This is a genomic window from Rhizobium sp. M10, from assembly GCF_002531955.1.
Taxonomy (GTDB): domain Bacteria; phylum Pseudomonadota; class Alphaproteobacteria; order Rhizobiales; family Rhizobiaceae; genus Rhizobium; species Rhizobium etli_C.
The window spans coordinates 324103-338463 of record NZ_NWTA01000002.1; the positions used below are offsets into that span (position 1 = coordinate 324103).

The window sequence follows — 14361 nt, forward strand, 5'->3', positions numbered from 1 at the left end:
AGTGGAGTTTCGGGGCATCGGAAAAATCTATCCCAGCTCCGGCGGTGAAGACGTCGTGCTTATGGGGAAGCCGATACTTCATATCGGTTCTCGTATAGGGCTTACATTTGCGACTAGACTTTTGCAATGAATGCAAACCACTGTTCCGCCAATGGTTGCAACCCATCAACCGATCAGAATAGGAGTAGACCGTGCTGCAAGCTGCCGATATCAGGCAACCGTCCTCGACGGCCAGGCCGATGCGTGAATCCGAATTCGTGTCGCATGATGGCACGCGACTGTTTTATCGGACGTGGCCCGCGACCGGTGCTGCACCGAAGGGCGCAATCATTCTTCTACATCGCGGCCACGAGCATAGCGGCCGGGTCGCGCATCTTGCCGCCGAGCTCGGTCTCGATGATTTTGCCTTGTACGCCTGGGACGCACGCGGCCATGGACGTTCACCGGGAGAACGCGGCTATTCGCCATCCTTCGCAGCCTCGGTGCGTGATCTCGATTGCTTCGTCCGCCATGTCAGCGAGACAACCGGGATTGCCGTTGAAAACATCGCCGTCATTGCGCAGAGCGTCGGCGCGGTCCTCGCTACCACCTGGGTGCACGACTATGCGCCGCAGATCCGTGCGCTCGTGCTGGCCTCACCGGCCTTCAGCGTCAAGCTCTACGTGCCTTTTGCGAGGGAAGGCATTGCGCTCTGGGAAAAGCTCAAGGGGACATTCTTCGTCAATTCCTATGTCAAGGCGAAGTTTCTGACGCACGATCCCGAGCGCATCGCCTCCTTTGAAGCCGACCCACTGATCACCCGGCCGATTGCCTCCAATATTCTGTTGCAGCTTTACGAAGCCGCGGCCCGTGTCGTCGATGACGCCCGCGCCATCACCGTTCCGACCCAGCTGCTGATCTCCGGCAGTGACTGGGTGGTGCGACACGCGCCGCAGCATCGGTTCTACGAAAATCTCGGCAGCCGCATCAAGGAGCGGCATGTGCTTGCCGGCTTCTATCATGACACGCTGGGTGAGAGGGACCGTGCGATTGCGCTCGCCGAGGTCCGCCGTTTTATCGATGCACGGTTCGCCGAGCCCCGGGCGCCTGCCGACCTTCGCACCGCCCATGTCCAAGGCTATACCAAGGATGAGGCCGACCGCCTCGCCAGCCCTCTGGACGCCACGTCTCCACGCGGCATCTACTGGGCGCTCAGCCGTCTCAACATCAGGCTCGGCGCATTGGTATCGGACGGCATAAAGACCGGGGTCAAGACCGGTTTCGATTCCGGTTCGACGCTCGATTACGTCTATGAGAACAAGCCGCAGGGGCTCGGTCCCGGCGGGCGGTTGATCGACAAGGTGTTCCTCGAGGCGATCGGCTGGCGCGGCATCAGGCAGCGCAAGCTGCATTTGCAGGAGCTGATCGAGGACGGGCTGCAGCGCCTTAAAGCAGCCGGCCGCAGCACCCATATGCTCGACATAGCGGCTGGCCACGGCCGTTATGTCCTCGATGCGATCGAGGCGGCTGCCGTGCGTCCCGATAGTGTGCGATTGCAGGATTACTCCCCCATCAACGTCGACGCCGGCCGCAACAGCATTGCAGCGCGGGGCCTTAGTGATTTCGTGAGCTTTCGCCAGCAGGATGCCTTTGACGGCGAGGGGCTGGCTGCAATCACGCCGGCTCCGGATCTCGCAATCGTCTCCGGCCTTTACGAGCTTTTCTCCGACAACGGGATGATTTCTACGTCGCTCAACGGGATCGCCCGCGCGATGCAGCCCGGTGGTCTGCTCGTCTACACCAACCAGCCATGGCATCCACAACTGGAGATGATCGCCCGCGCCCTGACCTCCCACCGCGGCGGCCAAGCGTGGGTGATGCGGCGGCGGACGCAAGAAGAAATGGATCAACTGGTCGCCGCGGCCGGTTTCCGCAAGATCGAACAGCGCATCGACCAGTGGGGCATTTTCACCGTCTCGCTGGCGGAAAGAATTTGAGGGCAAAGCCGTTGGGGCAGGCACGTTCTCCTCTTTCCCAATCAGCGCCGGTCCTCAAGCGGGCGGCGCTCTGGCTCGTCTTCCTGGCGCCGTTCTTCTATCTGACCTATGGCGGCGCCAACTGGCTGGCATCGCAACGCGCGCATGTGCCGAACATCGCCTTCGCATGGGAAAGCGCCATTCCGTTCCTGGCGTGGACGATCATTCCGTACTGGTCGATCAACCTGTTCTACGCACTCTGCCTGTTCATCAACACGACGCCGCGCGATGTGGATGTGCTTGCGAGGCGTTATCTGACGATCCAGATAATAGCGGTCGCCTGCTTCATCGCCATTCCGCTCGAAGCAATCTTCGTACGGCCGGCCACCAGCGGCCTGCCCGGTTTCATGTTCGCCGTTCTCGGTGGTTTCGATAAACCGTTCAACCAGGCGCCGTCGCTGCATATCGCGCTGCTGGTGGTGATCTGGGACCATCTGCGCGGCCGGTTGCCGCGCAGGGCGCGGCTTCTCTGGCACGTCTGGTGCTTCCTGATCGGCGCCTCCGTGCTGACGACGTGGCAGCATCACGTCATGGACATACCGACCGGCATGCTGCTCGGTCTGTTTGCCGTCTGGCTTTTTCCGCGCGATGCCGCTTCCCCTCTTGCGAGTTTTATTGTGAGCGGCGATCCAAAGTCGCGCCGTCTTGGCATCTGCTATCTCGGTGGTGCCGCCGCATTTCTCGGCCTTGCAGCGCTCTGCACTCCTCTATCACCCGCGGCACTTCTGTTGCTCTGGCCGGCTGTTGCGCTGGCGATCGTCGCCGTCGGATATTTCGGCGCCGGCCCGCAGATATTCCTGAAACGCGCCGATGGCCGGGCCGCGCTTGCCAGCCGCTGGCTGCTGGCACCCTACCGGCTCGGCGCGACCATCAACGTCTGGCTCTGGACACGCAAAATGCCGGCATCCGTGGTGATCGCTGATGGCGTCCATCTCGGTCGTTTTCCGCGTCGCCGCGAGGCCGACCGTTTTGCCACGGTGATCGACATGACCGGCGAACTTCAGCGCCCGAGCGGGACGCTTGCGCGCTGGTGCAGTTTTCCCGCCCTCGATCTTACAGGCCTCGACAAGATCCAGGCGCGAGCCGCGGCTGATGTCATCGAGGCTGCGCGTCACCAGGGACCGGTCCTCGTCTGCTGCGCGCTCGGTTTCCAGCGGAGCGCCTGCGTCATCGTAAGTTGGCTGGTCATCAGCCGACGTTGCGAAAATCCGACCGAAGCCTTGCAGCTGATCGAACGCGCGGGGCGGCGTGTTTATCTGCCTGTGGAAAGTATCCATGCTGCGAAGGAAGGTGTGCAATGACGCAGTGGAAAACCGCGGCCTCCGCGACGGCGCGAAATCTAGGCCGCAATTCAATGTTCTGCGGGCTGATAGCACTGTTGCCACTGATTGCCGGCCCGATCACCGGGGGATATCGAGGTTTCGCCCCAACGCTCGGCTGGCTCCTGATGCTGGCTTTCTGCGGGATTGTCCTTGCGCTGGCGATCCATCTTCTCTTCGATGCGCTGTTGTTTCGCCTCGCGTCGAGCCATGAGACAGAGGCCGCCGGCCTTGCCGCCGTCGACGACCTGCTATCCCGGATGCAGCTTCGCAAGCCTGACGGGGCACCGCCTGGCCTCGAGAGGCGGATTGCCGGATCGCGCCGCATCGTCTGGCAGCAGCGGTTTGCGCTCGTCCTCTATCTCGTGATTTTCGCGATCCTTCAGCTCAATGCGAGCGGCGGCCAGCCGCCTGGCTGATTGGCATGCCGTTGCGTGTCCGGCAGGTCTTGCCCCGCCATCGGCGCGTTCAGCCGGTGCCGATTTCTTTGTTTGAGCCTTGCCGCGATATGATCGACGCGTTCACGTCGTTGATGTCGCGTTTGCCGCAGAGCGCCATGGTGATGTCCATCTCCTTGCGGAGGATGCCGAGCGCCAGCGTGACGCCCTCCTTGCCCATGGCGCCGAGGCCGTAGAGGAAGGGCCGGCCGATATAGGTGCCCTTCGCGCCGAGTGCTATCGCCTTCAGCACGTCCTGGCCGGAGCGGATGCCGCCGTCGAGATGGATTTCGATGCGGTCGCCGACGGCATCGACGATCGAAGGCAACATGCTGATCGACGAGGGAGCGCCGTCAAGCTGCCGGCCGCCGTGATTGGAGACGACGATCGCATCGGCGCCGGTATCGGCGGCTGCCCTGGCGTCCTCCGGATCAAGGATGCCCTTGATGATCAGCGGGCCGCCCCATTGCTCCTTGATCCAGGCGACGTCGGCCCAGGAGAGCCGCGGATCGAACTGCTCGTGCGTCCATGCGGCGAGCGAGGTGATATTGGAAACGTTCTTGGCATGGCCGATGATATTGCCGAAGGTGCGGCGCTTGGTCTTCAGCATATCCAGGCACCAGAAGGGCCTGCTCGCCATCTGCCAAACATGTTTCGGCGTGAATCTCGGCGGCGCCGACAGGCCGTTACGCAGGTCCTTGTGGCGCTGGCCGAGGATCTGCAGATCGGCCGTCAGCACCAGCGCCGAGCATTTGGTGGCCTTGGCGCGGTTGATCAGGCCGAGGACAAAATCCTTGTCCCGCATGACGTAGAGCTGGAACCAGAAGGGGCGCGTCGTTACCGATGCGACGTCCTCAATCGAGCAGATGCTCATCGTCGACAGCGTGAAAGGAACGCCGAACTCCTCGGCCGCGCGCGCCGCCAGCATTTCGCCATCGGCATGCTGCATGCCGGTCAGGCCGGTCGGCGCCAGGGCCACCGGCATCGACACCTTCTGACCGATCATCGTCGTTTCCAGCGTGCGGTCGGTCATGTCGACCAGCACTCGCTGGCGCAGCTTGATACCGCTGAAATCGCTCTCATTCGCCCGATATGTGGATTCCGTCCAGGCGCCGGAATCCGCGTAGTCGAAAAACATCTTCGGCACGCGGCGCTGGGCTAGCTGTTTCAGATCGGCGATGGTGAGCGGAGTGGCCATGAATTGAACCTTCACATCTGAATGCGGCTATCTCGCGTAACATGAAATCTTGGAGGGCGTTGCGGGAAATCTGCCGTATCAGGCAGCCTTTTGGCCGCGGATCGGTTGAATGAGAATATCCAACGGAATGTCGAGATGTTCGTGCAATCGCCGGATCATATCGAGTGAAAGTGCACGCTTTCTGTTGAGGATTTCCGCGACACGCCCGCGGCTGCCCAGAATTGGTTCCAGATCCTTCCGCGTCAGTCCCTGCTGCTCCATCCGGAAGATGATCGCATCGATCGGATCAGGCAGATCTATCGGATATCGCCCTGCTTCATAGGCGTCGATCAGCGTCGCCAGAATGTCGAGCTTGTCGGCTTCGGGCGAACCGTCTTTCGCTCCCCAGAGCTGCTTCAGCAGCAGGAGCGCGTCTTCGTAATCATCGTCATTGCGGATGGGTTTCAGATCATTCATGTTCCACCGTCGCTGCGTCGATCCTGTCATCGTTGCGATGCGTGCCGATCCATTTGATCCAGACGATCGACCGTTCGAAATCGACGGCAACGATCAGCCTGTAGTCATTTCCCTTGATGTTGAAGACGATACGTTCGGCATTGACGACGCTTGCATGAGCATATCGCTTCTTCATATCGGACATGGATTTCCAGTCCGCCTTGCTGACTTCGTGAAACCACGTATCGAGAGCAGCCTTCAAGGCGGCCTGGCTTTTTTGACCATCCGGGCTTTCGACAAATTGCGTCAGGGTGCGCCGGGCGATCACTCTCATCGTGGCACCATAGCACGCTCCCATTTTGGGAGCAATGGCGGCATCATCGAAGTCCGGCTTTCATAGCCACGCCCGCCACATAGGTTTCGGCGACTGCCCGGTCGTCGCCCATCGTCTGCAAGAGGAAGAGTTCCTCGGGCAAGGTCTTCACCGCTTCCAGCTTCAGCGCCATGGCCGGGGTCGCCGCCGCATCGAGGACGATGAGATCGGCTTCGGTGCCGGGGTCCAGCGTGCCGATCCGGTCGGCCAGCGACAGCGCCTCGGCATTGCCGCGCGTCATCAGGTAATAGCTTTCCAGCGGGTTCAACCGTTCTCCGAGCAATTGCTGGATCTTGTAGGCCTCGTCCATGGTTTTCAGCATCGAATAGCTGGAGCCGCCGCCGATATCGGTTGCCACACCGATGCGCACCGGCTTTTCGCGCCGCGCCAGCGCCTTCAGCGGGAACAGGCCGGAGCCGAGGAAGAGGTTCGACGTCGGGCAGTGGACGGCGACCGAACCCGTCTCGCTCATGACATCGGCTTCGCGCTCGGAGAGGTGGATGGCGTGGCCGAAGAGGCTTTTCGGCCCGAGCAGGCCGTAGCGGGCGTAGATGTCGGTATAGTCGATCGCCTCGGGGTAGAGCTCGCAGGTGAATTTGATTTCGTCGTGGTTTTCCGACAGATGCGTCTGGATATGCAGGTCGGGAAATTCCCGGGCAAGGGCTGCTGTCGCTTCCATCTGCGCCGGCGTCGAGGTGATGGCGAAACGCGGCGTGATGGCGACGTGGTTGCGGCCCTTGCCGTGCCAGTCCGCGATCACCTGGCGGGTCTCGTCATAACCCATCTCGGGCGTGTCGAGCAGGCCCTGCGGCGCGTTGCGGTCCATCATCACCTTGCCGCCGACCATGCGCATGTTGCGCTTCATCGCCTCGGCGAAGAAGGCGTCGGCCGACGCCTTGTGCACGGAGCAATAGGCGACCGCCGTCGTCGTGCCGTGGCGGATCAGCTCGTCGTAGAAATGCGTGGCGATCCTTTGCGCATGCGCGCTTTCGACGAAACGGCATTCCTCGGGAAAGGTATAGGTGTTCAGCCATTCGAGCAGGTTGGCGGCATAGGAGGCAATCACCTGCATCTGCGGAAAATGCAGGTGCATGTCGATGAAGCCGGGCAGGATCAGATGCGGGCGGTGGTCGATCTCGACCAGATCGGCGGCTGCCTTTGCCTTGACGTCGGCATAGGCGCCGGCCGCTGCGATCAGCCCATCTTCGATCAGCAGGCCGCCATCCTCCTCGTAGAGATAGCTCTGGCTGTCGGCCAGACTGAGCGGCGCGCGATGAAAAGACAGCAGGCGGCCGCGCAGGAGTGTTGTCGTCATTGTTTCTTGCCTTCGACTGCGCTTTGGAACCAGGCGACGAGCAGCTTGCGTTCGTCCGGCGTCATATCGGTCACGTTGCCGGGCGGCATGGCATGGCTGCGCCCCGCCTGTATATAGATTTCCCGGGCATAGGCGGCAATTTCCGCGTCGTTTTCGAGCATCACCTCCTTCGGCGGCCGTACGATGCCCTCATAGACAGGCTCGGCGGCGTGGCACATGGAACAGCGCGTCGCGACCAGTTGCTTGACGGCGGGAAAATGCGGATCGCCGGCGAATTGCTGGAAGGCGGGCGCCACCGCCGCAGCGTCCGTTTCGCCGGTCAGCAACTTCGGCACGGTCGAAAGCCACATGATCAGGATGAAAAGGATGACGGTGACGATCCAGGTCCAGGTCGGCCGGCCTTTCCTCGCATGGGTGGTGTTGAACCAGTGGCGAATGGTGACGCCCATCAGGAAGACCAAAGCCGCGATCACCCAGTTGAACGCCGTGCCGAAGGCCAGCGGATAGTGGTTCGACAGCATGAAGAAGATGACGGGCAGCGTCAGGTAGTTGTTGTGCAGCGAACGCTGCTTGGCGACCTGCCCGTATTTCGGATCAGGTGTGCGGCCGGCGATGAGGTCGGCGACGACGATCTTCTGGTTGGGGATGATGATCATGAAGACATTGGCCGACATGATCGTCGCGGTGAAGGCGCCGAGATGCAGGAAGGCGGCGCGGCCGGTGAAAAGCTGCGTGTAACCCCAGGCCATGAAGACGAGCACGACATAGAGCACCGCCATCAGTCCCCAGGTGTTGCGACCGAGCGGCGACTTGCAGAGCAGGTCGTAGACGATCCAGCCGAAGGCGAGCGACGCGAGCGAGATCAGGATCGCCACCGGGGGGCTGATATCGAGCACATGGCGATCGATGAGAAAGAGGTCGGCGCCGCCGTAATAGACGATGCAGAGCATCAGGAAGCCGGATATCCAGGTGAAATAGCTCTCATATTTGAACCAGGTCAGGTGCTCCGGCATTTGCGCGGGCGCCACCAGATATTTCTGGATATGATAGAAGCCGCCGCCATGAACTTGCCATTCCTCGCCATAGGCGCCGGGCGGCAGATGCGGGCGTTTCACCAGTCCGAGATCGAGCGCGATGAAATAGAAGGACGATCCGATCCAGGCGATCGCGGTGACGACATGGAACCAGCGCGCCGCAAAGGCGAGCCATTCCCATGCTATGGCATATTCATACATCGAATTCCCCTAACTTCCTCCGACTCGTGACATTGCGGAAAATTTGGCGGGGAGGGAAGAGGAGATTGAAGAACCGCACAGGACGCCGATTTCGGTAATGGCGGTGAACCCCGGGGAGGAATGGCATGATCACCGCGCTCTACAGCGATCAGCTCATCGCCGAAAATGCGCCGATGGACCGGCGGCTTGCCGCGCTCATCCTCGCACGCGGAAACCGCATCGGCTATATCGCCTCCGCTCCAGAGCCGCAGCGCGAGTTCTTCGATGAAAAACGGCAGTACTATCTCCAATATGGGCTGTCTCTCGATCTCTTCGTCGATCTCGACGCGCTTTCCGGCGACGACGAGATCGGCCGGCTATTTTCCTGCAACGCCATTCATCTGACCGGCGGCCACACCGGCGATTTTCTGAGACGGCTGCGCCAAAGCGGCATGCTGGAGAGGCTGCGCGCATGGGCGCTGGATGACGGCATTCTCGTCGGAACCAGCGCCGGGGCGATTTTGATGACGCCGACGATCGCCGCCGACGCGCTGTTTTCCGGCGGTTCGCCGGATGCCGTGCGGGATGGTGCGGCTCTCGATCTGGTGCCTTTCGAGTTCTTTCCGCATGTGAACGACGATCCCGGCTATCTCCCCTCGCTGTTGCGCTACAGCGAGACGACGGCAAATCGCATTCTCGCATGCAGGGACGGCGAAGGTCTGATCCTCGGCAACGGGCTCGTCGAAGTCTTCGGCGCTCCGCTGATGATTTCCGACGGTTTTGTCGAAGCTGCCGATCGCGGCCGCATCGTCGATCTGCTGTCCTGTGCCTAAAAGCTGCCGAGAAGGTGTGTATTATCTCCGGCTTATACTCGGTCCGTTAATACAGCGGGTCTTGAAACCATGACGATTCGGTTACAGTTATGTTTAAGGCCGCCGGAATGAAATAAGAACAGTGGATCAGCGGCGGCGCATTCATCGACGGAGAAGATGCCATGCGCAGCATTTTGACGTGTGTGATGATTGCATATGCGTCGCTGGCGACGGCTCATGACGCACCCTCGGGGTGGAGTTATGACCCCTATTGTTGCAACGGCGACAGTCATACTGGCGACTGCCAGATGATCCCTTCGAAAAGCGTGGCGGTGACGCCGGGCGGATATCGCGTAACGTTGCTGCCGGGCGACCACCGGCTGGTCACGCATGCGCATGTCTTCCTGCTGCCGATGACCAAGGCGATGCAATCCGGCGACGAGGACTACCATCTCTGTCTTTTTCCGAATGAGGATACGCCGCGCTGCTTCTATGCGCCGGAGATGGGATTCTGAGGCTACCGCGATGCCTGCTTCTAATCCCCGGCCGCCTTCATCTCTTCGAGGATCCAGTTGCGGAAGGCTTTGATCTTCGGAACGTTGCGGCGGTTTTCGGGATAGGCGAGCCAGTAGGCCTTGCCGTCGCTGCGGGTCAGTTCGAAGGGCTGATAGAGGCGGCCGAGCGCGATCTCGGCCGCATAGAAGGCCGGGTTGAGGATGGCGACGCCATGTCCTGACATCGCCGCATCGGCTTCCACCGCCTGGGAGCCGAGCTGGTTGCGCGGGCGGCGGTCGAGATCCGTGTCGGTGACGCCGGCTGCCTCGAACCATTGCTTCCACCAGATGTCGCCGGCGTCGAAGAGATCGAACTTCAGGAGATCACGCGGCTCCTTGATGCCGCCGGCCGATTCCGCCAGCTTCGGGCTCAGCATCGGGGTGAACTCCAGCCCCATCAGCCGGTGCAGCGCCAGCCCCGGCCAGTTGCCGTCGCCCCAGCGGATGCCGACATCGATCTGCTCGCGGGAAAAGTCGATGATATCGGAGGTCGCCTGAAAGCGCACCGCGATCGCCGGATGCTTCAAATGGAAAGAGCCGAGGCGCGGCGCCAGCCATTTCGAGGCGAAGGTGTGGGTCGAGCTGATGGCGAGCGTGCCTTCGACGCTGTCGCGCGCCGTCGCCATCGCGTCGTGCAGCATGGCGAAGGCTTCGGTCACTTTCGGCGCCAGCCGCTCGCCGGTCTCCGTCAGCGCGATCTGGCGGGGACGGCGCAGGAAGAGCGGCTCGCCGACATTCTCCTCCAACAGCTTGATCTGGTAGCTGACGGCCGTCTGCGTCATGCCGAGTTCGTCGCCGGCCTTGGTGAAACTGCCGAGCCGGGCCGCGGCCTCGAAGACGCGCAGCGCATTCAGCGGGAATTGTTTCGAGAGTTTCATGGATAAGTTCTCTTGATGCAGGCAGACGGTCGTTCGATTGGAATTGCAGTATTTTCCGCGGCAAACTGCAACTCATACCATCAAACTGACGAGGTGATGTCATGGATTGCTTTGCTATCGAAGAGAAGCGCTCGCAGCCGAGCATGGGTGTGTTCAAGCGTCTTGCCGGACGGCTGGTCGGCCGTTTCTGCCGGCTGCCCCGCCTCGATCTCGATGCTGCGCCTGACCGCGTCAAGCGCGATCTTGGTTTCCTCGATGGACGCGATCCGTTTTACGAGGACGCCTGCAAGCGATAGGCCGCCAGCGCCGCCAGGATTTCGGCGGCGGTCATTGCGGCGATCACCTCGGGGCGTTTGTCCCTGACCGCCGTGCCGCCGATCGGCAGCGTCAATCGCTCCATCCAGGCGCGTTCGCCGCCTCCGCGGGAAAGCCAGCTTGTCAAGGTGGCGCGTTTGGTCGCCGAACCGATCATGCCGGTATAGGCGAGATCCTCCCTTGCCAGCGCTTCACGGGCGATGAGAAAGTCCAGCGAATGGTCGTGCGTCAGGATGACGACCGCGCCGCCGGCGGCAATATCCTTCACCAGCGCTTCCGGCATCGGCACGAGGCGGGTCTTCGTCGCCGCCGGCAGATTGGCGAGCTCTTCCTGGCGGGTTTCGACCACTGTGACCGACAGCGGCAGCGGCGCAAGGGCAGCTGCCAGCGCACGGCCGACATGGCCGGCGCCGAAGAGAAGCACCTCGGGCAGACGCTCGATTTCGCCGGCACGTGTGGCTTCGACCTCGGCTTTCAACGTCGGCGTCAGTTGGCGGAACCGCAACTGTGTACGCCCACCGCAGCACTGGCCGATTTCGGGGCCGAGCGGGATATCCATGGTGGTTGCGCCGCCGGTTCCCGCCAGCATCTCCCGCGCATTGTGGATCGCCAGGAATTCGAACTGTCCGCCGCCGATCGTGCCCCACAGCGCGGTTGGCGAGACGAGCATGAAGGCCCCAGCCTCGCGCGGGGTGGAGCCCTGTGTCTCGGTGATGTCGACGAGGATGCTGTCGGGGTGGGCGGCGAGGAAGGTGGGGAGGTCGGTCATGGGAGGATGGCCGAGGGGTAAGTGGCTGTGTTACCCCCCTCTGTCCTACCGGACATCTCCCCCACAAGGGGGGAGATCGGCATGAGGCGCGGGCTTCCCAAGACGGGGAAACGACGGCCTAAAACTGGATCTTGATAATCCGCTGTCAGGGCAATATGGGCGAAGGGCCGTCGTCTTGCCGATCTCCCCCCTTGTGGGGGAGATGTCCGGCAGGACAGAGGGGGGTGCCCACTCTGCCTGTTCCGCTCGAACAACAAGCCAGCCGGACGTCTTACCATCCTACACCCGCTTCATCCGCTCCACCGCCATCAGCACCCGTTCCGGCGTCGCCGGGGCGTCGAGCCTGGGGCAGACCTTGTAATCCGCGACGCTCGCGACCGCCATCGACAGCGCTTCCAGCACCGAGATCGCCAGCATGAAAGGTGGTTCGCCGACGGCCTTGGAGCGGCCGATGGTGGCCTCGGCGTTCTCCGACCATTCGGCGAGGCGCACATTGAAGATCTTCGGCCGGTCGGAGGCGAGCGGGATCTTGTAGGTGGATGGCGCATGGGTGCGCAGCCGCCCCTTGTCGTCCCACCAGAGTTCTTCCGTCGTCAGCCAGCCCAGGCCCTGGACGAAGGCGCCCTCGACCTGGCCGAGGTCAATCGCCGGGTTCAGCGAGCGGCCGACATCGTGGACAATGTCGGTGCGGTCGATCAGATATTCGCCGGTCAGCGTATCGATCGAGACCTCTGTGCAGGCGGCGCCATAGGCGAAATAATAGAAGGGCGTGCCGCGGCCGGCCTTGCGGTCCCAATGGATCTTCGGCGTCTTGTAGAAGCCGGCGGCGGACAGCTGGACGCGGGCGAAATAGGCCTGCTTGATGAAGTCGGGGAAGGGGATCTCGCTCTCGCCGACCCGCACGCGGTTCGCCAGGAAGACGATGTCGGATGGCGCCACCTCCCATTTCTCGGCGGCAAAGGCCACCAGCCGTTCCTTGATCTGGCGGGCGGCGTCGTGCGCTGCCATGCCGTTGAGGTCCGAGCCGGAGGAGGCGGCGGTCGCCGAGGTGTTCGGCACCTTGGCGGTCGTCGTCGCGGTGATCTTGACCCTAGAGATATCGACCTGGAAGCTGTCGGCCAGCACCTGCGCCACCTTGGTATAGAGGCCCTGACCCATTTCGGTGCCGCCATGATTGAGGTGGATCGAGCCGTCCTGATAGATATGGACGAGCGCGCCGGCCTGATTGAAGGCGGTCATGGTGAAGGAGATGCCGAATTTCACCGGCGTCAGGGCAATGCCCTTCTTGATATAGCGGCTGTCGCGGTTGAAGCCGATGATGGCATTGCGCCGCGCCCGGTAGTCTGACGTATCCTCCAGTTCGTCGACGACGCGGGCGATGATATTGTCCTCGACCTCCTGATGGTAGGGCGTCAGCGTGCGCCCGGAGCCCGGCTGGCCGTAGAAATTCAGCTTGCGGATATCGAGCGGGTCCTTGCCGAGGGCATAGGCGATCTCCTCGATGATGCGCTCGGCGCCGAGCATGCCCTGCGGCCCGCCAAAGCCGCGGAAGGCGGTGTTGGAGACGGTGTGTGTCTTCAGCGGCTTCGATTGCAGATGCACATGCGGATAGAAATAGCTGGAATCGGCATGGAACAGCGCGCGGTCGGTCACCGGTCCGGAGAGGTCGGAGGAGAAGCCGCAGCGCGCCGCGTAAGTGGCGTCGACCGCGTGAATGCGGCCTTCGGCATCGAAGCCCACTTCGTAATCGACCAGGAAATCATGGCGCTTGCCGGTGGCGCTCATATCCTCGTCGCGGTCCGGGCGGAATTTGACGGCACGGCCGAGCTTCTTGGCGGCGATCGCCGCAAGGGCTGCGAACTGACTGCCCTGCGTCTCCTTGCCGCCGAAGCCGCCGCCCATGCGGCGCACGTTGACGGTGACCGCGTTCGACGGGATATCGAGCACGTGGCCGACAATATGCTGGATTTCGCTCGGATGCTGCGTCGAGGACCAGACGGTGACCTCGTCGTCCTCGCCGGGAATGGCCACGGCGATATGGCCTTCGAGATAGAAATGCTCCTGGCCGCCGATGCGCATCTGCCCCTTCAGCCGCATGGCGGCATTCGGCATTTCCGTTTCCGGCTCGCCGCGCTGGAGCGTCATCGGGGTGATGACCAGCGGGCCGCCATTGGCGAGCGCACCGTCGATATCGTGCCAGTGCGTGAGGTCGCGATAATCGATCTTCGCCAGCCGCGCGGCGCGGCGGGCCGCGTCGCGTGTTTCGGCGATGACGGCAAAGATCGGCTGGCCGTGGAACTGAACCAAGGTTTCAGCGAGCAGCGGCTCGTCATGGCTGCCGTTGGAACTGGTGTCGTTGACGCCGGGCACGTCCTTGCCGGTGAAAACCCAGACCACCCCCGGATAGGCGGCGACCTGGGAAAGGTCGACGCTGAGGATCTCGGCATGCGCCCGGTCGGAGAGACCGAGCGCGCCGTGCAGGAGGCCGGCGGGTTCGGGAATGTCATCGATATAATCGGCGGTTCCGGTGACATGCTTATGCGCTGAGTCATGGCGCAGCGAGCCGTGCATGGGGCCGGAGATGACGACTTTGCGGTCTTCGAAGGTGGACTTGTCCATTAGCGTCTCCCTGTCGAAAAAATGCCCGTCGCAGATGCTCCGGGCGCTCGCGGCTCAGCGCCGCTCGCCCCCCTCATCCGCCCTATCGGGCACCTTCTCCCCGCTGGG

Annotated in this window: 14 protein-coding genes; 6 read left to right on the forward strand and 8 right to left on the reverse strand. The window is 62.3% G+C overall.

The window, feature by feature from the left end; genetic code table 11:
* Window positions 1-191 precede the first annotated feature (191 nt).
* From CO671_RS03315 to CO671_RS03325, 3 genes are read left to right on the forward strand one after another with little or no spacing between them, the layout of a single operon-like run.
* Window positions 192-1976 (forward strand): bifunctional alpha/beta hydrolase/class I SAM-dependent methyltransferase, encoded by a 1785-nt coding sequence (locus CO671_RS03315; protein ID WP_097604356.1) that lies wholly within the window; start codon window positions 192-194, stop codon window positions 1974-1976.
* An 11-nt stretch (window positions 1977-1987) separates the two neighbouring features.
* Entirely contained in the window at window positions 1988-3316 is a 1329-nt protein-coding gene (locus CO671_RS03320; RefSeq protein WP_097604360.1) for a phosphatase PAP2/dual specificity phosphatase family protein, read from the forward strand.
* Window positions 3313-3753, forward strand: coding sequence for a hypothetical protein (locus tag CO671_RS03325; protein ID WP_097604362.1), 441 nt, complete (start codon window positions 3313-3315; stop codon window positions 3751-3753). The genes CO671_RS03320 and CO671_RS03325 overlap by 4 nt, the downstream gene beginning before the upstream one ends.
* Window positions 3754-3802: 49 nt before the next feature.
* On the opposite strand, the gene CO671_RS03330 is transcribed toward CO671_RS03325, so the two are convergent.
* The 5 genes from CO671_RS03330 to CO671_RS03350 form a co-directional block, all read right to left on the reverse strand.
* Window positions 3803-4969, reverse strand: coding sequence for an alpha-hydroxy acid oxidase (locus CO671_RS03330; protein WP_097604366.1), 1167 nt, complete (start codon window positions 4967-4969; stop codon window positions 3803-3805).
* 78 nt (window positions 4970-5047) lie between these two features.
* Window positions 5048-5425: a helix-turn-helix domain-containing protein gene (locus CO671_RS03335; RefSeq protein ID WP_097604369.1), complete on the reverse strand. Its 378-nt coding sequence runs from the start codon at window positions 5423-5425 to the stop codon at window positions 5048-5050.
* Complete coding sequence (locus CO671_RS03340) at window positions 5418-5738, reverse strand: type II toxin-antitoxin system HigB family toxin (RefSeq protein ID WP_097604372.1); 321 nt, start codon at window positions 5736-5738, stop codon at window positions 5418-5420. The genes CO671_RS03335 and CO671_RS03340 overlap by 8 nt, the downstream gene beginning before the upstream one ends.
* A 43-nt stretch (window positions 5739-5781) precedes the next feature.
* Window positions 5782-7092: a guanine deaminase gene (gene guaD, locus CO671_RS03345; protein WP_097604375.1), complete on the reverse strand. Its 1311-nt coding sequence runs from the start codon at window positions 7090-7092 to the stop codon at window positions 5782-5784.
* Entirely contained in the window at window positions 7089-8327 is a 1239-nt protein-coding gene (locus CO671_RS03350; RefSeq protein ID WP_097604377.1) for a urate hydroxylase PuuD, read from the reverse strand. Before CO671_RS03350 ends, guaD begins: the two co-directional genes overlap by 4 nt.
* Window positions 8328-8452: 125 nt before the next feature.
* Between CO671_RS03350 and CO671_RS03355 the strand changes: the two genes are divergently transcribed.
* Both CO671_RS03355 and CO671_RS03360 read left to right on the forward strand, forming a co-directional pair.
* Complete coding sequence (locus CO671_RS03355) at window positions 8453-9139, forward strand: Type 1 glutamine amidotransferase-like domain-containing protein (RefSeq protein ID WP_097604379.1); 687 nt, start codon at window positions 8453-8455, stop codon at window positions 9137-9139.
* 161 nt (window positions 9140-9300) lie between these two features.
* The gene (locus CO671_RS03360; RefSeq protein ID WP_097578447.1) at window positions 9301-9633 is read left to right on the forward strand and encodes a hypothetical protein; all 333 of its coding nucleotides are present in this window, start codon (window positions 9301-9303) and stop codon (window positions 9631-9633) included.
* A 20-nt stretch (window positions 9634-9653) separates the two neighbouring features.
* On the opposite strand, the gene CO671_RS03365 is transcribed toward CO671_RS03360, so the two are convergent.
* A complete protein-coding gene (locus CO671_RS03365; RefSeq protein WP_010031130.1) occupies window positions 9654-10550 on the reverse strand; it encodes a LysR substrate-binding domain-containing protein in 897 nt (298 codons plus the stop codon).
* Between the two features lie 101 nt (window positions 10551-10651).
* Between CO671_RS03365 and CO671_RS03370 the strand changes: the two genes are divergently transcribed.
* Window positions 10652-10846 carry a hypothetical protein gene (locus CO671_RS03370; RefSeq protein ID WP_010031132.1) on the forward strand — a complete coding sequence of 65 codons (195 nt, stop codon included), beginning with the start codon at window positions 10652-10654 and terminating at the stop codon, window positions 10844-10846.
* Here the strand turns inward: CO671_RS03370 and xdhC are convergent.
* Window positions 10822-11634: a xanthine dehydrogenase accessory protein XdhC gene (gene xdhC, locus CO671_RS03375; protein WP_097604380.1), complete on the reverse strand. Its 813-nt coding sequence runs from the start codon at window positions 11632-11634 to the stop codon at window positions 10822-10824. The genes CO671_RS03370 and xdhC overlap by 25 nt on opposite strands.
* Before the next feature lie 279 nt (window positions 11635-11913).
* Entirely contained in the window at window positions 11914-14253 is a 2340-nt protein-coding gene (gene xdhB / locus CO671_RS03380) for a xanthine dehydrogenase molybdopterin binding subunit (protein ID WP_097604384.1), read from the reverse strand.
* Window positions 14254-14361 lie beyond the last annotated feature (108 nt).

Coding starts and splice junctions, on each gene's coding strand:
- CO671_RS03325 (WP_097604362.1), top strand. CDS start 3,313: ATGACGCAGTGGAAAACCGCGGCCTCCGCGACGGCGCGAAATCTAGGC.
- CO671_RS03330 (WP_097604366.1), bottom strand. CDS start 4,969: ATGGCCACTCCGCTCACCATCGCCGATCTGAAACAGCTAGCCCAGCGC.
- CO671_RS03335 (WP_097604369.1), bottom strand. CDS start 5,425: ATGAATGATCTGAAACCCATCCGCAATGACGATGATTACGAAGACGCG.
- CO671_RS03340 (WP_097604372.1), bottom strand. CDS start 5,738: ATGAGAGTGATCGCCCGGCGCACCCTGACGCAATTTGTCGAAAGCCCG.
- guaD (WP_097604375.1), bottom strand. CDS start 7,092: ATGACGACAACACTCCTGCGCGGCCGCCTGCTGTCTTTTCATCGCGCG.
- CO671_RS03350 (WP_097604377.1), bottom strand. CDS start 8,327: ATGTATGAATATGCCATAGCATGGGAATGGCTCGCCTTTGCGGCGCGC.
- CO671_RS03355 (WP_097604379.1), top strand. CDS start 8,453: ATGATCACCGCGCTCTACAGCGATCAGCTCATCGCCGAAAATGCGCCG.
- CO671_RS03360 (WP_097578447.1), top strand. CDS start 9,301: ATGCGCAGCATTTTGACGTGTGTGATGATTGCATATGCGTCGCTGGCG.
- CO671_RS03365 (WP_010031130.1), bottom strand. CDS start 10,550: ATGAAACTCTCGAAACAATTCCCGCTGAATGCGCTGCGCGTCTTCGAG.
- CO671_RS03370 (WP_010031132.1), top strand. CDS start 10,652: ATGGATTGCTTTGCTATCGAAGAGAAGCGCTCGCAGCCGAGCATGGGT.
- xdhC (WP_097604380.1), bottom strand. CDS start 11,634: ATGACCGACCTCCCCACCTTCCTCGCCGCCCACCCCGACAGCATCCTC.
- xdhB (WP_097604384.1), bottom strand. CDS start 14,253: ATGGACAAGTCCACCTTCGAAGACCGCAAAGTCGTCATCTCCGGCCCC.